Annotated in this window: 18 protein-coding genes and 4 pseudogenes; 1 reads left to right on the plus strand and 21 read right to left on the minus strand. The window is 53.8% G+C overall.

Annotation, left to right across the window (positions count from 1 at the left end):
- Positions 1 to 237 precede the first annotated feature (237 nt).
- From CPH65_RS21215 to CPH65_RS21300, 18 genes and pseudogenes are all read right to left on the minus strand, one after another.
- Positions 238 to 1,542, minus strand: a complete 1,305-nt coding sequence (locus tag CPH65_RS21215; RefSeq protein WP_096175688.1) for a tetratricopeptide repeat protein — start codon at positions 1,540 to 1,542, stop codon at positions 238 to 240.
- A 39-nt stretch (positions 1,543 to 1,581) separates the two neighbouring features.
- Entirely contained in the window at positions 1,582 to 2,028 is a 447-nt protein-coding gene (locus CPH65_RS21220) for an SIR2 family protein (protein ID WP_096175689.1), read from the minus strand.
- 175 nt (positions 2,029 to 2,203) lie between these two features.
- Positions 2,204 to 2,431 (minus strand): transposase, encoded by a 228-nt coding sequence (locus CPH65_RS21225; protein ID WP_096175690.1) that lies wholly within the window; start codon positions 2,429 to 2,431, stop codon positions 2,204 to 2,206.
- A gap of 55 nt (positions 2,432 to 2,486) precedes the next feature.
- Positions 2,487 to 3,710, minus strand: a complete 1,224-nt coding sequence (locus CPH65_RS21230; RefSeq protein ID WP_096171576.1) for an IS256 family transposase — start codon at positions 3,708 to 3,710, stop codon at positions 2,487 to 2,489.
- A gap of 46 nt (positions 3,711 to 3,756) precedes the next feature.
- Positions 3,757 to 4,595 (minus strand): annotated as a pseudogene (locus CPH65_RS24750) (IS630 family transposase); the annotation flags it as partial.
- A gap of 225 nt (positions 4,596 to 4,820) precedes the next feature.
- Complete coding sequence (locus CPH65_RS21245; protein ID WP_096175692.1) at positions 4,821 to 5,012, minus strand: hypothetical protein; 192 nt, start codon at positions 5,010 to 5,012, stop codon at positions 4,821 to 4,823.
- Positions 5,013 to 5,023: 11 nt separating this feature from the next.
- Complete coding sequence (locus CPH65_RS21250) at positions 5,024 to 5,272, minus strand: hypothetical protein (protein ID WP_157747841.1); 249 nt, start codon at positions 5,270 to 5,272, stop codon at positions 5,024 to 5,026.
- On the minus strand, positions 5,232 to 5,453 hold the full coding sequence (locus CPH65_RS21255; protein ID WP_096175694.1) for a hypothetical protein: 222 nt from the start codon (positions 5,451 to 5,453) through the stop codon (positions 5,232 to 5,234). Before CPH65_RS21255 ends, CPH65_RS21250 begins: the two co-directional genes overlap by 41 nt.
- A 28-nt stretch (positions 5,454 to 5,481) precedes the next feature.
- The gene (locus CPH65_RS21260; RefSeq protein ID WP_096175695.1) at positions 5,482 to 5,886 is read right to left on the minus strand and encodes a hypothetical protein; all 405 of its coding nucleotides are present in this window, start codon (positions 5,884 to 5,886) and stop codon (positions 5,482 to 5,484) included.
- Positions 5,840 to 5,968, minus strand: a complete 129-nt coding sequence (locus tag CPH65_RS24855; protein WP_256385201.1) for a hypothetical protein — start codon at positions 5,966 to 5,968, stop codon at positions 5,840 to 5,842. Before CPH65_RS24855 ends, CPH65_RS21260 begins: the two co-directional genes overlap by 47 nt.
- A 158-nt stretch (positions 5,969 to 6,126) precedes the next feature.
- Positions 6,127 to 6,675 (minus strand): TIGR02594 family protein, encoded by a 549-nt coding sequence (locus CPH65_RS21265; protein ID WP_244574474.1) that lies wholly within the window; start codon positions 6,673 to 6,675, stop codon positions 6,127 to 6,129.
- Between the two features lie 261 nt (positions 6,676 to 6,936).
- Positions 6,937 to 8,362 (minus strand): annotated as a pseudogene (locus CPH65_RS21270) (transposase).
- A 336-nt stretch (positions 8,363 to 8,698) separates the two neighbouring features.
- Positions 8,699 to 10,462: a dihydroxyacetone kinase subunit DhaL gene (gene dhaL / locus CPH65_RS21275; RefSeq protein ID WP_096172862.1), complete on the minus strand. Its 1,764-nt coding sequence runs from the start codon at positions 10,460 to 10,462 to the stop codon at positions 8,699 to 8,701.
- Between the two features lie 97 nt (positions 10,463 to 10,559).
- Positions 10,560 to 11,492 carry a sugar phosphate isomerase/epimerase gene (locus CPH65_RS21280; protein ID WP_096175696.1) on the minus strand — a complete coding sequence of 311 codons (933 nt, stop codon included), beginning with the start codon at positions 11,490 to 11,492 and terminating at the stop codon, positions 10,560 to 10,562.
- Between the two features lie 69 nt (positions 11,493 to 11,561).
- Positions 11,562 to 13,076: a tripartite tricarboxylate transporter permease gene (locus CPH65_RS21285; RefSeq protein WP_096175697.1), complete on the minus strand. Its 1,515-nt coding sequence runs from the start codon at positions 13,074 to 13,076 to the stop codon at positions 11,562 to 11,564.
- A gap of 7 nt (positions 13,077 to 13,083) precedes the next feature.
- Positions 13,084 to 13,566: a tripartite tricarboxylate transporter TctB family protein gene (locus CPH65_RS21290; protein ID WP_096175698.1), complete on the minus strand. Its 483-nt coding sequence runs from the start codon at positions 13,564 to 13,566 to the stop codon at positions 13,084 to 13,086.
- Positions 13,567 to 13,761: 195 nt separating this feature from the next.
- Positions 13,762 to 14,712 (minus strand): tripartite tricarboxylate transporter substrate binding protein, encoded by a 951-nt coding sequence (locus CPH65_RS21295; protein WP_096175699.1) that lies wholly within the window; start codon positions 14,710 to 14,712, stop codon positions 13,762 to 13,764.
- A gap of 60 nt (positions 14,713 to 14,772) precedes the next feature.
- Positions 14,773 to 15,855 (minus strand): 4-hydroxythreonine-4-phosphate dehydrogenase PdxA, encoded by a 1,083-nt coding sequence (locus CPH65_RS21300; protein ID WP_096175700.1) that lies wholly within the window; start codon positions 15,853 to 15,855, stop codon positions 14,773 to 14,775.
- Positions 15,856 to 16,161: 306 nt separating this feature from the next.
- On the opposite strand from CPH65_RS21300, the gene CPH65_RS21305 reads away from it, so the two are divergent.
- Entirely contained in the window at positions 16,162 to 16,836 is a 675-nt protein-coding gene (locus CPH65_RS21305; protein ID WP_244574475.1) for a GntR family transcriptional regulator, read from the plus strand.
- A gap of 236 nt (positions 16,837 to 17,072) precedes the next feature.
- Here CPH65_RS21305 and CPH65_RS21310 read toward each other — a convergent pair.
- The 3 genes and pseudogenes from CPH65_RS21310 to CPH65_RS21325 form a co-directional block, all read right to left on the minus strand.
- A pseudogene (locus CPH65_RS21310) lies at positions 17,073 to 17,408 on the minus strand (IS5 family transposase); the annotation flags it as partial.
- 619 nt (positions 17,409 to 18,027) lie between these two features.
- Positions 18,028 to 18,507, minus strand: coding sequence for a terminase small subunit (locus CPH65_RS21320; RefSeq protein WP_096175703.1), 480 nt, complete (start codon positions 18,505 to 18,507; stop codon positions 18,028 to 18,030).
- Between the two features lie 90 nt (positions 18,508 to 18,597).
- Positions 18,598 to 18,924 (minus strand): annotated as a pseudogene (locus tag CPH65_RS21325) (transposase); the annotation flags it as partial.
- Between the last annotated feature and the right edge of the window lie 17 nt (positions 18,925 to 18,941).

The following is an 18,941-nucleotide window of genomic DNA, read 5'->3' on the forward strand; positions in this document are numbered from 1 at the left end:
ATCCCTCAACCCAATTTTCAAGACATCGAGAAAAGTCCAAACAAAAAAGCCCCGGCCCATCGGGCTCGGAGCTTTTTTATGGTGCGGCTGAGACGCGCCAGAGGTGAAACTAAACTGGCAGAATTAAGTCATTTACATGCATTCAGATCACCCAAAGTTACACAATTTGTTACACATAATGTTTTACAGTTGGTGCAGCATACGCGCCTTATAGCAAAACTACCACTCACTCATCGATTATGCTTCTAAAAGTGCAATATACCTTGGAGAAGCGCGAACACTGACTAAATCCGGATCATGAGAAATATGATTTTTGTCGGGAAGCGTGCGATCTTTGAGACATTGTTCTAGCTCGTCTAGTGCCAAGCCTATTTCTCCAACTAAAGCATGTAAACAGGCCAGATTATAGCTCGCCCGTCCATCAATTGCCTTCGTACGCTGCAATTTCTCATAAGCTTGCTGGAACTTCTCTGACTGGGCGTCTCCGTCAAGACCCTGAGCCTCATCGCTCAGCGCAGCGCCCCAATTGTTCAACGCTTCATGCTTGTCGGGTTTGATCCGAACCGCCTCGGCAAATTTCTCATAAGCTTGCTGGAACTTCTCTGACCGGGCGTCTCCGTCAAGACCCTGAGCCTCATCGCTCAGCGCAGCGCCCCAATTGTAAAACGCTTCATGCATCTCGGGTTTGATCCGAACCGCCTCGGCATATTTCTCATAAGCTTGCTGGAACTTCTCTGACCGGGCGCCTCCGTCAAGACCTTGAGCCTCATTCATCAGCGCATTGCCCCAATTGTTCAACGCGTCATGGTTGTCGGGCTTGATCCGAACCGCCTCGGCATATTTCTCATAAGCTTGCTGGAACTTCTCTGACCGGGCGTCTCCGTCAAGACCCTGAGCCTCATCGCTCAGCGCAGCGCCCCAATTGTAAAACGCTTCATGCATCTCGGGTTTGATCCGAACCGCCTCGGCATATTTCTCATAAGCTTGCTGGAACTTCTCTGACCGGGCGCCTCCGTCAAGACCTTGAGCCTCATTCATCAGCGCATTGCCCCAATTGTTCAACGCGTCATGGTTGTCGGGTTTGATCCGAACCGCCTCGGCAAATTTCTCATAAGCTTGCTGGAACTTCTCTGATCGAGCGTCTCTGTCAAGACCCCGAGCCTCATCAACAAGCCCATTTGCGGCCGAAACATATCTCCACCCACTTATTCTTTTTGCTTCGACAGAATATTCAGAAATGTCAGTTTGCTCTTCTACTGGAACCCCGGCAATCAAAGCGGCGGCATCTTTTTCCTCATCCGTTCGATCGTCTTCCCACTGTTGTGAAATGCGATTCAAATGCAACAACGTCTCATGCAAAACTGCTGTCTCACTCTCTTCGCCAATGGGGAATTCAGGAAGTGGACGCAACTGTGCCATCACATGTTTTGGTGGGTTCTCCATGATAGGAAGCGGCCAGCATTCTAGTCCCCGCGCAATTTCGATCATTGAAAGGTCAAAATCACAGCCACCAATGTAAAATGCATAAGGCTTCTCAAACAAAGGCTTGATGTAACTTCCAGGCTCTTCTTCATAACCCAGTCAAAACAATCGACTGTCGCCATTGTATGCTTCAAGCATTGTTTGAAAAACACCGTCAGCGTCGCCACTATAACCAGCCACAATCGTCACGTGATTGCACAGACTATCTTGAATGAGCGGACGAAGATTCTCGGCATGATTACGTGTCTCTTCTTCCGTATTCAAAAGCTTAAGTCCATAGCTCTGGCCGTGCAAATGGAAGACCGCCTTATCCGCCAATCCAGAAATATTTGATGCTGGTGCAATGCCGAAATCGTAAACCGGCAAATGCTCGCCAAGGAGACTAAAAGCTTGTTCCAAGAGGAAATCAAAATTGAAGGAAAGCACTCTCTTAACGTTCGATTGCTTAATGATGCTTGCCAAGGCGACGTGACCCCAATTCAGACTAGCATCCCGCAATAAAGGTTCAATCAACGCTTTGCGCTCTTGTGGCGAAAGCTTGGACATAACCTTACCGTAATTGCTCTTGTCTTCTTTTGAGAGCCCCCTCAAACAATGTCCGTATTTGTCGGCGATAAGAGCGACAAGCCCTGAAGCTAAGGGTATACCAGCACTTTTAGAGGCACCGGCGCCAATTATGAAAGAAATTGCTTCAGCTTGTCTGATGTAATACCAACGGCATTTAATTCTGACCTTCTTGAGCCCATTTTCTCATACCTATTGAATGGATGATGGTTGGGTTGGCGGAGAGGCTCTTCCATGCTTGGCAACCAGCATCAAGAATGGCGGCATAGTCTTCGAAGACCCGATTGGACAGGAAGGTACCGCGCAGATACTGCCAAATATTCTCAACTGGGTTCAGTTCCGGTGATTTGGAAGGCAACAGGAGGATGGTGATATTCTTGGGCACGTTGAGTCTGCTTGTCGTATGGGACTATGGAGAATTTTGTGCCCTGGCGCTTTGATTACGCCATTTGGAAACGATCTTCGAACATTATTGCGAACTGGCTTTTCACTGAGTGCCATTCGCGCACGGAGCGTTTCCATTCCACAGAAGTAGCATTCAGGGCGAGATAAATCAATTTCGCAGCTGCCTCGTCACTGGGGAAATGCCCGCGGGAGCGAACGGCCCGGCGGATTTTCGAGTTCAGTGCTTCAATGGCGTTCGTGGTGTAGATCAGCCTGCGCACTTGGGGCGGATAGTCAAGGAACGGGATCACCTCGTTCCAAGTCCGGCGCCAACTCGGCGCGATTGCCGGGTATTTGGCGGCAAGGTCGCTGTTTTCGAACTCCGCCAGCGCAGTCTCCGCGGCTGCTGCGTCCACAGCGGTGTAGACAGCCTTAAGAGCCGCTGCGACGGCCTTGCGATCCTTGTAGCTGGCAAAGCTCATGGAATGGCGCAGCAGATGCACGATACAGGTCTGGACCTGGGTCTGAGGAAAGGCTGCCTCGATGGCCTGGGGGAAGCCCTTCAGACCGTCCACGACGGCGATGAGAATGTCCTGAACGCCACGGTTGCGCAGATCGCTGAGAACTTTAGCCCAGAACTTGGCACCCTCATTGGCCTGGAACCAAAGCCCCAGAACGTCGCGGGTGCCGTCCGGGAGAACAGCCAGGGCCACAAAAACCGCCTTGTTCAGAACCACGCCGTCGGTGCGGATCTTGACCCGGATCGCGTCCATGAACACAATCGGATAACACGGTTCCAGCGGGCGGTTCTGCCAGGCGGTCACTTCCTCCATCACGGCATCGGTGATCGCCGAAATCAGGCTCGGGGACGCCTCTATACCATAGATATCCTCGATATGCCCCTGGATCTCGCGGGTCGTCATCCCGCGCGCGTACATGCTGATGATCTTGGTGTCGAACTCGGGAAAGCGGCGCTGATACTTGGCGATCAGCAGAGGATCAAAGCTGCCGTTGCGGTCACGGGGAATGTCGAGAATGACCTTCCCGCTGTCGGTGGTCACCGTCTTCTGGCTGCGGCCATTGCGACGATTTGGCGCCTGGTTCGCGCCTTCAGGCGGCGCATCGGCGCGTTCTTCGGTCAGATGCTCGTCCAGTTCGGCGCTCAGGGCTCGTTCGGCCAGCGCCTTGGTCAGTTCTTGCAGAATCCCGTCCTCTCCGAACAGATCGCCCGCTTTGCGGCCTTCCATCAGATGATCCAAAAGGGCTTTGTCGATGCTCATACGTGGGTCTCCTCATATTAGAGTTACCACGCCAGGGCACAAAATTCTGCATAGTCCCTGTCGTATGCCATCCGGCACGATCCATCAGCACCACGGCATGAGCGCCGCGCGCCACTGTCCTTGAGACTTCTTCGAGGTGCATTTGCATGGCCTGTGTATTTGCAAAAGGCATCATCAATCCCGCGCCAACGCCACGCGCTGGACATATTGCACCGAACAGATAGGCATTTTTATATCGCTGATCGGCTGGCAGACGTGGTCTGGTTCCCTTTTTTGCCCATAGTCGGGCCAGTCCATTCTTCTGACCAAGCCTAGCCTCATCTTGCCACCAAATCTCGATGGGCTTGTTCTTTGGCAAATGGCCTACATGCGCTGCCAACGTTGCGGAGAAGTTTTTTTGAAAGCATCAATGACTTCAGGCTTTTGTTCTGGATGTTGAGGTCGACCAGATATGCGCACATACCCCATGCGGCGCAAAAGATCCCGTACTCCACGTTCCTTGTAGGAGACCCCAAACCGCTCTTGGATCACACGCACCAGATCCTGGCTACGCCAGACAGAGACGCCGTCCTTCTCAGGATCAGGACCGGTTTCAACGATAGCAACAAACTCTTCGAGCTGTTCTGGGCTCAAGCGCATGGGAGCGCCGGTTGCTTTGATGTCGACAAGACCATCGGTGCCTTGCTCATTGAAGCGAAGAACCCAATCTCGCAAAGTCTGGCGGTCCATACCGCCGACTTTGGCGGCATCAGCACGGTTCATGCCGTCATAGACAGCCGCAATGGCCAGTAGGCGGCGGCTCTGTTTGGCATTGCGGCATCCTTTGGCAAGACGGCGCAAACTATCGGCGTCAAAAGCATCGCTAAGAATCAAAGCGGCAGACATGGCAAAATCTCCTTTGCCATGTTGAATCACGCCAGTGCTAAAAATGGAATCCCTAAAGAGTCAGAACTTCACGCCCTTGGTATAATCCGATAGATCGCCAACCTTCATCTCATCTGTCCATTTTGCTAAAAGCCACATTATAGGCAACTCTAAACGCTACTGCGAACAACGCAACTTTAACCTGTAAATATCCAGTGGAGTACAGTCACTAGCTAAAACACGCCCTCACTTATCCGCCTTCTCATCCAGCTTATCCTCAATCCGCTTGAGGCTGTCGAATATCCTGTCAGTGGTGCGCCCATAGCCCTTCATGCGTTCTTCAAGCACCATGATTTTGGCGCGCTGCATGAAGTGGGAACCGGAAACAGCGGCCACGATGGCAGCGATATAAAGCAGGTCTTTGATTTCAGCGCTCATCATGCCCTCACCTATCGCCCGCACCGCTGCCGGATCAAATCGTTATTGACCCGCAAGTCTTTCAAAAACGGCCCTGCCCCGTCCGGCGCATCAGGCCGAAGGCGTCCGCTTGCCTTCAGCCATGATTTGAACTCTGTCTTCAGCGCTGGCGTTACCCGCACAAGCCGCGCTTCACACAGCGTATCGACCGGCACGGTTTTGCAGCCCGTGAGCAGTCCGCTAAAGGCCATCAATGACAGCGCCAAGATCTGTTTCTGCATTGATCTTCTCCTTGATCGCCTGCGCCTCAGTGTGTGCATTGGCCTGCTCTTTTAGCTGGTTGTTTTCCTGTTCGAGCCGCCCTGCCTCTCGCAGGGTTTGGCTGGCGGCATGGTCACGATAGAGACCGCGCGCAAACTCGCTGAGAAAGCCTAGTAGAGCGCCTATGATCCATTCCCACATGTCGCCAACTCCTTTGCCTGAAATCGCTCTAGGCGGCTTCGCCAGCCTCGAAATCGGCATCGGTTAGCAACAGCTCGCCAAACTTGGCTTTGATCAGATCGGCCAGTTTGTCAGGGGTAACGCCAAAATATTTGACCGCATCAGGGCTCATCTTGATGACGTAGTTTGCGACCAGCGCAACGATTTCGCTGTTGACCTCAAAGGCGGTCTTCCCGTCCACCTTTTTGGCCATAACGTCCAGAGCGCTGCCGATGCCCCGTTCAATCGCACCATGCAGGCTTTCGCGCTGCTTGGCGTCGATGGTCAGGCTAAACCACTTTCTGCCAGCCCACGCGACCGCACCAACCAGAACAGCCGCAATCACATCGGCAAGGACGCGATCGACTTCACCAGCCAGAGCGGACAGCGGGGGAAAGATCGATCGTTGCTGCATTGGCAGGCATGGCAACAAGCGCCATGGCGACAAAGCCGCAAACCAGCATAGAAAGAGTTTTGAAGAAAGAAGAGAAAGTCATGGGACACATGCTCCATTGAAGGGTTGAAAGTCATCAATGCAGCATTGTCCCATGGCCTTTGGATCGGTTGATAAAAGGCAAGACCGCATAGCGGTCGACGCCGAACGCAAACGCACAAAGGCGCGCGCCAGTTGATTGCACAGCAATCAACGAGAGCCTCACGCTTCGTTCGTCGAAACGCGCCCGTCAGAGTCAACGATTGGCAGATTATCAAATCCGATCAGCCCCGGCTTGTGTCCGTTCGGATAGTGATAGGAGACCACCCGATCAACGGAAAATGGCTTGATCGAAACCGTGTCGCCTTGATTGCCGCCAAGCACCATGAGATTGCCATAACGATCACGACCAACAACAATGCCGACATGACCATATTTGCCGTTGGGCGTCTTGCGCCAAAAGACGACAATGGCCCCGACGCACGGCCCAGACAGCACTTGCCCCCAGCGGTTCCAGTAATAGGACTTTGCACCCGCCGATCGCGTTGAACGGATCCCGCATTCTTCCAGCACCCCGCCAACGTATCCCGCGCACCATGCGGTTTCATCATCGGTGAAGGGCATGCGGATCAACTGCCACCATTCCAGAATTTTCGGATTGTGCCGGTTGCCCTTATATTCGTTCAGGCCCAGATAGGACCGCCCCACCTGAAGCCAGGACGGTTCATCGCGTGCAAAGATCGCGTCCACCAGATCGCGGCTAGCGCTCACCTGATCAACACGCCCATCGAACAACGCCGCCTTGGTCAGCGGCCCGACAAAGGCCCTCGCCCGATAGCCAATCGACTTTTTGAAATTTCTGTCTTTGTCATAAAATACCCTCGGTTGGAATGGTCCAATCCGAGGGTAAGAGACAGTTTCAGGCGGTTGATTCGTTGGGCAATAGACGTCTATAAAGGGCGAATACCGTTGAAAAACTCACCTTTTCTAGTCGGGTTTCAGGTATTCCAAGAATAGACGAATGAGATTGCCTCACGCCGTTTGCGGCTTTGGTCCGCCTGGGAAGAGCTTTGCAAGTTTTCTGAGGTTCTGGGCGGTTGCTGCTAGGAGGAATTCGTCATTGGCTCCATTGGGACCTCGTAACCTGAGCCGCCTGAGGCCCAAGATGCGTTTGAGATGGGCGAACAGCATCTCGACCTTCTTTCACAGCTTGCATGAGATGGCATAATCTTCGGTTTTGGCTATGTCGCGGGCCATCTGGCGAGCGCCTTCATATTTTGAACGCAGAAGCCTGCGCGGAGCTCCCTTTGGACAGCATTGTTGCCTGAGGCCACAGGCTTCGCAGTCTGCTTTTGCTGCTCCATATTTGACAAAATCAAGGTCACTTTGATCCGCACGAACGGTCTGGAACTTTCTGCGATTTCTGAGCAGTTGCTTGCCTGCCGGACAGATATAGGAATCCGTCTCACGCTCATAAACAAAGTCTTCCCGCGAGAATGTTCCATCATCGCGTTTCGATTTGTCCCTTCTCGGCGGCGCTTCGCTTGCCTGCCAGGCAATGGAACACTGGAATATGCGGTTCAATTCCCCAATCATAGACCAGCCATGCCAGCATCTCTGCCGACCCATAGGCAGTATCAGCTATCAATCGCTCCGGCCAAAGACCAAACCTCTCATGTGCGCGTTCAATCATGGTCCGCGTGGCATAGGTCTCGCCAGTTCGCACTGAGCGGCTGGCCTGAACATCAACGATGATCGCGTGATCCGTATCGATAAGATAATTGTTTGAATAGGCAAAGAAAGCTGGTCCATGACGGGCCGCTGTCCATTGACTTGATGGATCAGAGTGTGAAGTGAATTTGGGAACGACATCTGTCGCCGCGCCGAAAGCCTCATCATCCAGAGCAAAGAGATAGTCCTTGACCGCGCGAGAGGCAATCTCTGGATTGATCTTGTCAGGATCCCAATCTTCCTTGGCAGTAGAATTCTGTTTGTTGGCATCGGCCTCGATGAGACTGGCATCCCTCGCAAAGTGCTCACCACCAACGACACCCTCTTCAATGCAACGGGCAACCACTGCCTCGAATACCACCCGTAGCAGATTGCTTTCACGGAAACGACCATGTCGGTTCTTCGAGAAAGTCGAATGGTCTGGAACGGGATCGGTCAGATCCAGCCGACAAAACCATCGATAAGCCAAATTGAGATGAACCTCTTCGCAAAGACGCCGCTCGGAGCGGATACCATTGATATAGCCGACCAGCAGCATCCGGATCATCTGTTCTGGATCGACCGAGGGGCGGCCTGTGTGGCTATAGAATGGTTGGAGATGGTCACGGACAGATGTCAGATCAACGAAGCGATCAATAGTCCGCAGAAGATGATCCTGAGGCACGTGCCTCTCAAGTGAAAACTCATAAAATAGCTCGGCTTGCTGATTCTCTCGACGCCCCATCATCGCTTTCAATCCCCCATCCCATGGAAAGATTGAATCAGCATTCTCGCCGCATCGCAACATTAGTTTTTCAACAAAATTGGCGGATAGCTGCCATTTGGGGCAAGTGCGAGATCGCCGATGCGACAAGATAAAATAGACATTCAGCGGATCTGCCGCGTCATCAGGGCCGCCTTGACCCGTTGGACGGGTGAACGCTTTCAAATGCCGAGATCCGACACGCAGAAAATTGAGACACCCTTCCCAGCCGCACTGTGGGCGTCAGCCGGGAACGTGCCATACTCTCTTTGATTGGTAGGAAATGGATGATGCGGTGAACATCATCCATTTCCTATCCCCTTAACCTGCGCTATCAAGCGCCTCACTCATTGCCTTGAGCGTCACATAGGCCGACTCTGCTCCTGGATCGATATGGCCAACGGAGCGGTTTCCGAGCTTTTTGGAGCGACCACGACGGCTCTCCATTTCTCGTGTCGCATCTGCCCCCATCCGGGCACCACGGCAAGCCGCTTTGAGCACGATTGCTGGATCGTCCGTCGTGCCAGCGGCCTTGCGGGCCTCTTGTGCTGCGGGCATCCAGGCATCAATCATTGTCTTGTCACCCGCGCTGGCTCCGCCCCGATTGAGAATGCCGTTGAGCATGCCTTCGACCCAAGAAGCCATCGCAGAGGCATCAAGGTTGAGCCGGTTCGAGACCGCTTTGCCTGCCGTGTTGAAGGCACTGGCATAGAGCGGACCGGACGAGGCCCCGACTGCGTCGAGAAAGGCCTTGGCAGACTTGGTGCAAGTCTGGGAGATGGTGTCCTGATCCGAGGCTCCTTCCAGCGCTTTCATCACGGCCGTCCAGCCGATATCCATGGTGACACCGTGATCCCCGTCACCAATCACACCATCCAGTTCGCTCAGGCGGTCCTTCTCGGTCGCAATCGCGTTGCCTGCGGCTTGCATCATGGCACGGAAGTTCTCCGGCGTAATCGACCCGTCGGCCTTCAGGCTTGCCCGATCAATGGCATCAGCCCGGCTTGCTGCCTCATAGTTCCGCGCGGTGTGCGTGGCACCGGCCACCGGCACAGGTGCGCTGCCTACCGTGAGGGCGACAGTGCGGCAGGGATGATCCAGCAGGGATTTGAGATCTTCATCAAGCTTCATCAGAGTGACGGAGGCACCTGCCATTTCCATCGAGGTACAATATTCGCCAACCCAGGAATGATATATCTTTACGCCCTTCGCCCCAAGGATCTGGGCGACCCGGCGGAAGACCAGATAGAGCTCCATCGGGCTCGTCGCCCCAAGGCCGTTGACCAGCACCGCGACTTCATCGCCTGCCTCTGGGGCCATTTCCCCAAGGATCATATCCATCAGCGTTTCGGTCACATGATCGGCGGTGTCCACCTTGCCGCGCCGCATACCCGGCTCACCATGAAGGCCCATGCCGATTTCCATCTCATCGGGACCGATGTCGAAATTGGGCTTGAGGGTCTGGGGCATGGAACAGGCCGAAAGGGCCACCCCCATGGACAGGGTGGAGGCATTGGCGTGGTTTGCTGCGGCATATACCTCTTCAAGCGAGCGTCCCTGATCGGCGGCGGCACCGGCGACCTTGAAGACAAAAAAGTCGCCGGCAATACCGCGACGCTCACCAGCTTTCTCTTTTGGCGCAGACGCCACATCATCAATCACCGCAACGGAGCGTACATCCATGCCCAACTCTGCGCATTCCTCTGCCGCCATGTCAAAATTGAGCACATCTCCTGTATAGTTGCCATAAAGAAGGACCACCCCGGCGCCGCCGTCTGCTGCCATTGCAGCCTCTTTGATATGTTCCGGTGATGGAGAGGCAAAGACATTGCCAACCGCCGCAGCATCGGCAAGCCCGCGACCGACATAACCGGCAAATGCAGGCTCATGACCCGATCCTCCACCAACCACGATTCCGACTTTGCCATCGCGCGGGCCATCGACTGCGACAACCGCTCGCCCCGTCTTCCCTTCGAGCTTCAATAAATCGGGATGTGACAGAACCATTCCTTCAATCATCTCCGGAATGATTTCTTCGGGCGCGTTCATCAGCTTTTTGGTTTGATGGTCCTGCGTCAGTGACATGTGTTCCTCCTCAAATATATTGTCTGGCATTGGCCAGCATCCGGACAGGCTGCACGCCCGTCGGAAGGCAGACGTGCAAGCCCGGTCAAACGTTTGTTCAGGTGCGGGGCAGAATGCTGCGAATGTAATCTCGATTGCGGGCTGCAATGGTCAGGCCATCGCCACCGTAATGCTCACAGAGAAAAGCGCTTTTGAAGCCGTGTTTCAATGCAAGCTTGATCGCGGCACGATAGTTGATGATGCCTGCTTCCATGGTTGCCGGATGAGACATGATCGCACCAGTCACCGGATCCTCGACGCGAATATAGTTTTTCACGTGCCAATATTTGAGGAAGGGCGCAATCTTGGCCATCATCTCCTGCCAATGCTCCATTGGCCGATGCAAGCGGATGAGATTGCCAATATCCGCGTTGATGCCGACATTGGGCAAATCCACATCCTCGACAAACCTGACCGCACCATCCGCAGTCCCGATATAGGTATCCTCATACATTTCCAGCGAGACTTCTATGTTTTGCTCTGCGGCATGCTGCCCCAGCTCCCGGATCCGGGCCACGGCCTTGTTGTAAACCGCTGGATCATCTGGATTTTTCTCACCATCTACGGTCCAGAACCAAAGCGCCTTCTTCTGCTCGTCCGTCAACGCACCAAAAAGGCCAAAGGTGACCTCTTCTGCCCCAATCTTGCTGGCCGTGTCGATCACCCGGTGACAATAGGCCAGATTCTCGTCCCCGTTTTCCGGATCAATGACACTGCGCCGAGAGGTCGAGATCGCTGGGATTGAAAGATCGAGAGATCGAGTAACTGCAAGAAACTCGTCAAGTCGAGAGGCTTCCAGATCGGCAATCCTCAGCCAGGAATCTGTCGGGTCCAGCTCTGAGAAACCCGCCTCAGCAACCTCGGAAAGCGTCTCTTCCCAATGGCTGGCTGGCATATCCTGCACCAACCGACCATCTGTGAGCGTGTTGGGGAAGGGGATCATGGCAGCCGCTATGGGCCAGTTATCTCGTGTCCATCTGTATTCGCTCATGAGGATCCTCGTTATCTGTTCGCTTGAAGGGGGCAGTTGGGTGCCTTGAGCCGCGCCCAAGGCACCACACTAGGTGGTGCTTTCGGGTTCGGCGTTCGGCTCTGCTGCGGCCTTCTTCTTGCGTCTTCGCCCGAAGATCACGGGCCCGAAGAGCGCCAAGGCGGTCAAAAGAATGAAGAACAGGGACAAAGGTCGCGAGAAGATCAGCCACCATTTCTCGTCCAGCATCACCATAGATTGGCCGAAGCGGGTTTCGAGCATTCCGCCAAGGATGAGGCCGATGGCCAGCGGGACAACTGAAAATCCATATCGCCGCATGAAAAAGCCCAGAACGCCCGCGCCCAATGCTATCCAGACATCCGTCATGGACTGATCGAGCGCATATGCCCCGATGATAGAAAAGGTGAAGACAATCGGCCATAGAATGTTGAGCGGGATCAGTGTCACGCGCGCATAAAGTTTGGCACCCCAAAGCCCGATGAAGAAGAACAGGCAGTTGACCAGGAGCATCGACCAGAAGATAGCAAAGGCAAAGTCGGCCTGCTCGGTAAAGAGTGTCGGCCCGGGACGCAAACCGTGAACCATCAAGCCAGCCAGAATGACTGCAGCGGTGGGGCTTCCGGGAATTCCGAGTGCCAACGTCGGCACCATCGCACCACCGGTGGCAGAATTGTTTGCTGCTTCCGATCCTGCGATTCCTTCAATGGAGCCATGGCCGAATTCTTCGGGGGTCTTGGACCAACGCTTGGCTTCACTGTAGCCAATCATTGAGGCCACTGTTGCTCCTTCGGCTGGCAGAATGCCGATGAAGGTTCCGATCCCCGTGCTGCGCAGAATGACTTTCCAGACCTTGCGATAGTCTTCCCGCGTGGGCAGTTGGATTGCCTTCATGGTAATCTGGCGACGTTTGACATGAAGCCTCTCCGCTTGGAAAAGCAGCTCTGAAATCCCAAACAGGCCAATCATCATCGGAACAAACCCGATACCTTCGGACAGCTCGTTGAGGCCAAAGGTGAAGCGTTCGATCGACGTTAAGTGGTCTATGCCGATCGTCGCAAGGAGAACCCCAGCAGCCCCGGCGAGCACATTCTTGACCGGTGCGCCATTGCCAATTGTTGCCAGCATGGACAGGCCAAACAAGGTCAGGGCGAAATACTCTGGCGGCGCGAAATTATAGGCGACGCGAGCCAGGAAGGGCGCGGCCAGCATTAGAAGGATCACAGATATTATGCCGCCGATGGTGGAGGACACCGCCGCCATTCCCAATGCGCGGCCAGCCTCGCCCCGTTGCGCCAGAGGATAGCCATCCAGACAGGTTGTTGCGCTCGCAGACGTGCCAGGAGTGTTGATGAGAATTGCCGTGATTGCGCCAGAAAAGGTTGCGGCGCAATAGACTGTGGTCAGCACGGCGATTGCCGCTATCGGTTCCATCGAGATGGTGAAGGGCAGCAGTAGGGCAGCCCCTGTGGTGCCATTCAGTCCGGGCAATGCCCCGATTAGCACGCCGCCGAGCGTGGCAAGCAGAATGAGCCCCAAGAGATTGACGTCCGCTAAGGCAAGCAGACCATTGAATGCAGCATCCATAAGAATATCACCCGTACCAGAAATTCGTCAGAAGACCGCGCGGGAATCGAACTTCAAAGACCAGATCAAAGAGGAAGAAAGCCCCCAGCGGGACGAGGATTGCAACGATCGCAATCATTGCAGGGCGACGCTCACCCCATAGAATTGTCAGGCAGCCGCTGAACAGGCCAATCCCGAGCATCAAGTCGATCTGAGCAATCGCGACGAAACCGACCAGCAACGCAATCGTCTTCCAGACGATGCCCGGCAATGGGTCAGGCGCTTCGTCCTTGTCCCAGATGTACAGAGACAGGCACAGAAGGATCATCAACCCGATGATGAGCTGCGGGAAATCGGATGGTTGGAGACCGCGTTTGAGAATTGGGGGAACACGATCGAATTGGGTCGAAAGCCAGAAAGCCAACGCACAAAATACGATGATGACAGTTGGAATGACGTAGTGAGAAAGTCCGTAACGTGTTGATCGTGTATGACTTTGATCGGATTGCATGATGGAGCCTCTGGAACTTTATCTGCAACCAAAGGACACAGCGCACAGCATAAGGGAGACATCGTGTTTGGGTGTCAGAATGCGCTATTGCTCTGATTGATCGGCATGTCGGAAACTGCTCCGTTGGAAAACGAAGAAGCGGAGCGCGATGACACCTGACGTGGGGGACAGAAATCATCGCGCCCCTAGGTCAGTTTATTCGATAAAGCCCAGCTCCTTGAGGGCAGTTCTCATGTCGACATCCATCGTTTTGAGCTGCTTGCCCCAAACTTCAGCGCCCGCGACAGAGGTGTTGTCGAGACCCACCGATTCAAGATAGCCCTGATAGACACTGCTTTTCATGGCTTTCAGCAAAGCAGTTTCGAGTTTCTTTGCTACATCGTCCGGCACGTCCTTTTGTACGACGAACCCACGAACCGTGGAGAAGCTGACATCAATGCCCAGTTCTTTGGCGGTTGTCACTTCCGGCAAACCGGCCATGCGCTCGTCAGCAAGAACCACGAGTGGACAAATGTCGCCAGCCTCAATCTGGGAACTTGCCTCAGCCAAATTGAGAACAGCAGACTGAACCGCACCGGCAATCAACTGAGTTGCGAGCTCTGCACCACCGTCAAAAGGAATGATCTTGGGCGTTTTCATGCCCCCCTTGATGGTGAACATGAAGGCCGAGACGTCATCGATATTACCCAGATGTGTGGTGCCGTAAGCGATGGGTGCTTTCTTCTGAGCGGCGACAAAGGATTCCGCACTGTCGTAGGCACCACACTTGACCATCAGGATCTGAGGGTCATCGGTCGCGCGGGCAATTGGACGGATGTCGTCGAGGGTCATTTTGGTTTTGCCCTTCGCAATCGTTGCCGAATGGCCGATCGTGAAGGTCAAAATCGAGTTCCCGTCTGCTGGCAGGTCGAGATAATAGTCCATAGCAACGGCACCGCCGCCACCCTTTTTGTTGACGACAACCATGTCCGCGCCCAACTCGCGGCGCGCCTTGACCATCATCATCCGGGCTGTGACATCAGTCCCGCCACCATTGCCTGCATGCGTGACGACCTCGATGGTGTCAGCGGGAAATTCTGCCGCATTGGCTGCGCCTCCCACGAGGGCGAGTGCAATCACGGATGCAGTCGCTAGAACATGTTTCATTGGTCTTCCTCCCTCTGGTTTTAACACCGAACAATGTTCGGCTCTTCAAAAGCTAAATCGCTAAACTGTTTCCCATTTCTGATCAGGATCAAGTGCTCGGGACACGAGCAGGGATAGCGGCTCACCACTGGCTTTCCTGGATCCTCCCCGATCCATGAGCGCCAATTTCCGGCCAAGATTGACCGCGTTGCGCGTCGCACCGAGATCGGCAATCCCTTTTCCTGCAATGTCATATGCGGTGCCATGCGCTGGTGTGACGATTGGAAACGGATAGTTGGCTATCAGGGTGACGCCGCGATCAAAGCCGATCAGTTTCATGGCGATCTGCCCCTGATCGTGATACATGGTCATTACCGCATCGAACTCGCCTCGCGTCGCCCGCACAAAGACCGTGTCTGATGGCACGGGGCCAGTAACAAGCATGTTTTCGGCACGGGCCCGCTCGATGGCAGGGTGAAGTATGTCGTCATCCTCAGTCCCGAAATTGCGCCCGTCCCCGGCATGGGGGTTGAGGGCTGCAACAGCAATTCTTGGATCCGGATGACCGGCCCCCTTCATGATCTTGTTGGTCAGGCAGAGACTGTTGTAGATTTTGTCTTCGGTGATCAATCCTGCGACGGCAGAAAGAGGAACATGGGATGTCACCCGTGCATTCCATACCTCATCAAGCACGTTGAACTCGCGCCCGCTTTCCTTAGGGTGGATCGTCGCATCGATGAAACCGATCTCGTCGACATAATCTGACTGGGCAAGTCGCATTGCAGACTTGTTGAACGGTGTGAAGAAAGCGATATCTGCATAGCCGGCATTGGACGCCAGCAAGATGGCACGGAAATTCTGCACCGAAGCAAGACCGCCCTCAGCGCTAGCCGCTCCCTTCTTGACCGTAGCGGGATCGCAATTTGCCATATCGACCAGAAAACTACCCTCTGGCAGCGGCCCATCAAGCTGATCAAGAGATACGGTGGGTATACTGATCTCTACACCCGCAATCTCGGCACCCTGCTCCACTACACGTCGGTCTGCGAAGATCATGAGATCATCGAGATTGGCATCCGGATCCGCAATGACTTTTGCTGCCAATTCAGGACTGATGCCTCCGGCATCCCCGATCGCCATTGCCACTCTCAATCCTTTGTCCATACGCCTTACCCTTCTATGCGATCTGCCAACGCGGCACCCTTCAACGGATCTCGCGAAGACGGTCTGACTAAATCTTCCAAGGGAATGCGCCTAATCGCAAAACTCCACAATCTGTGATCATGCGCGCTGCAAATGACAGATTGCCTGGCCTCCTACGAGTCTTGCCTCGTCCTTTTCGTGTGTCGAAAAGATCGTTCACTCCCTCTTTGTGTTATGTATAATGCATAATGAATGAATAACGCAAGGCTCGCCTTTCAATTTTTTTTCGCTATAATCCGGTTTCTCAAACTTACGTGGGAGGAAGCTTTGCAAGAATTGACATTGCATTCGGCTGGACCAGTCGCCATTGAGAAGCTGGCATTACACGATCAAGTGGCAAACCAGATTCGCGATATGATCATCGAAGGATATTTGGAACCTGGATCGAGGATCGACGAAGTTGCTCTCGCGAATGAATTGGGGGTATCCAGGACGCCATTTCGCGAGGCCCTTCGCACCCTTGGGGCGGAAGGGCTCGTCGTTTCCCAACGCTCAAAGGGGTGCGTTGTACGGGAGTTCACAGCCAAAGATGTGCAGGATATGCTCGAGTTTTTGGCCCATACAGAGAAGCTTGCCGGACGACTGGTTTGCCAGAAGGCGTCGGACGCAGACATTGAAGATCTGCTGGCCATTCATGAACGGATGCTCGAGTTTTGGAACGAGCGAGACCGAATGCCCTATTACAAGCTTAATCAGCAGTTTCATTCAAAGCTGTCATCATATGCTGGCAATGGTGCGCTGTCTGAAACGCAAGCCAATCTGCAGGCACGCCTCAAGCGCATCCGGTTTATGGGCAATCAACACACAGACTTCTGGGACGATGCGGTGAGTGAGCATCAGGATATGATTGATGCCTTGAAGAAACGCGACGGAGACCGCCTTGGCTTCATCCTTGAGCAGCACATCCTCAATTCCTGGACCCGCGTCAAACACCTCTTTTAGGGCAAGAACTGTCTTTGGTTGAGTTGGTTTGCCTCGCTGAAGTGGTCCCAGAAACTTGAAAAGAGCCCTCGGTACAACCCTAGCAACAGCGGCATGGTCGGGCGGACAGCAGCCATATGCCGTGGAAGCGAACACTCAGACACAGCCGATTAAAGCAGATATATTTCTGGGGGTACGTTAGTGCTACCTCTTTCTCGCCAAACCACCAAGATCCACGTTCTGACCGATAGCCTGATTTTTCGCCCCCCTTTACCGCCATGGGCAGAGCGGTGTGCCTTGACATAGGTACTATCGATAGCCGTGCTTTTGATCACGGCACCTGAGGTTGCCAGAGCCTCAACAAGATCAACCCAGAACCGTTTGTGCGACCACCTGTTGAACCGGTTGTAGATCGTTGTCGAGGGGCCATACTCTGCAGGGCAGTCACACCAGCGGCAGCCCACCTTCAAAACATGGATGATACCGGAAATCACTCGGCGATCATCTACCCGGCGGGCACCGCCTTTATTATTCGGCAAAAGCGGCTCAATAACCGCCCATTGCGCATCCGACAACCAAAACAGGTGTCCCATTCAAGCCTCCAATCTATTGATTGAGCAGATTGAATCTGATTTGCTTTGCCAGTTCAATGGTATCAATGGGTTTTGACCCTAGAGAAGAAGTTCCAAAAATCTCAAAGCACGATTTAAGAGTAATTGAGCAATATCAATAGGTTGAAGACAAGTCATCTTTATCGAAAAGATTGGAAAACAATGAACAGAAAAGATGTCGCAGCCGCAAGTATTGTCTGGATGAGCTGCACTATCCAACTGATTTGACCGATAGAGCATAGAAAATCACCGAGCTCTTTCGACTTCCTGCAAAAACAGGAGGACGACGCAAAGCTGTGCCGATTGACAATAGCCGGGAATTCTGCGGCACAGATAACCATCCTCACGAGCTCCCTCTCGAATTCAACCGCACAGACCCATATTGGGAGTATCAGGAACATGATTAGGAGGCTGACCGCCTACTGTTTTTCTTATAGGGCTTATGAGGCAAGCACTTAATCAACAGACCAAGTACTCTATTCCGCATATGAACACCGGGCCTCCAAATGGCAGCATTGTTCGTTCACAACAAAGATCTCACACCCGCAGGGAATGACCGGTTTCTTCCCTCCCCGTCCTTCCTCCCCTTCACCCCTGTTTCTTAGCCTTTGTGCTGGCCATGAGTTCGATGATGGCCTTGGCCATGTCCTGGGTGGAGGGCCGCGGGGGCTTCGGGCTCTTCGGCTTCCTTGTCGCCAAGGGGGAGTTCACGGGCGATGATATTGCCATTGAGAATGCCCGCGGCTGCGCCGGTAAACTTCTGGTCCCAGATGATGTCTTCCACCCGCGTTATGATACGGAAAAAATCTTCACCCCTTGTTTTGTAACCTTCCCAGGTCTTCGGATCTATGTCGAGAAAGACACATAATCCCTTCTTGCTCATGGCCCGCATCTTGTTGAGTTCGATGCGCTCATAGCGATCCCGGTATTTGATGATCTCTTCCTGCTTGAGCGGGGTTGCTTCCACCCACTCGAAGTATTTGACACAGGCCCGCCAGAGCTGGTCCGGCGTCTCGTAAAGCGGCTTGCGGCCATTCCGGCGGCGCTTGGCCCAATATCTGTTTCCCTTCGGCGCCACCATCGGTCTTTCTCCTTCATCCTCATGGAAGTGAGGAGCGCCCTACACGCTCCCCTTGCCCTGTTGCCTGCCAGTTATACCATCGAGCAGAATTCAGAACCGATATGCCCATTCTCGCAATCCGATGGACATGATGATCCAAGGTTGATCGACGAGTTTGTTCCAAGCTTCGCAACATATCGCGAGGATTTCCTCGTAGGATGAGAAGATCCGGTTGGAAAGCCAATTTTCCCGCATGAACTGCCATATATTCTCGACCGGGTTCAATTCAGGAGACCTTGGTGGTAGCGGGAGCAATGTGATGTTGTCCGGCACGTCAAGATTTTGCGTTGTGTGCCAGCCTGCCTGATAGAGAATGAGGATTGCGTGGGCTCCATCAGCGACTTGGCAGGAGATTTCTTCCAGATGCCACTGCATGGCTTGGGACTATGGAGAAT

Source organism: Cohaesibacter sp. ES.047 (genome assembly GCF_900215505.1).
Taxonomy (GTDB): Bacteria; Pseudomonadota; Alphaproteobacteria; order Rhizobiales; family Cohaesibacteraceae; genus Cohaesibacter.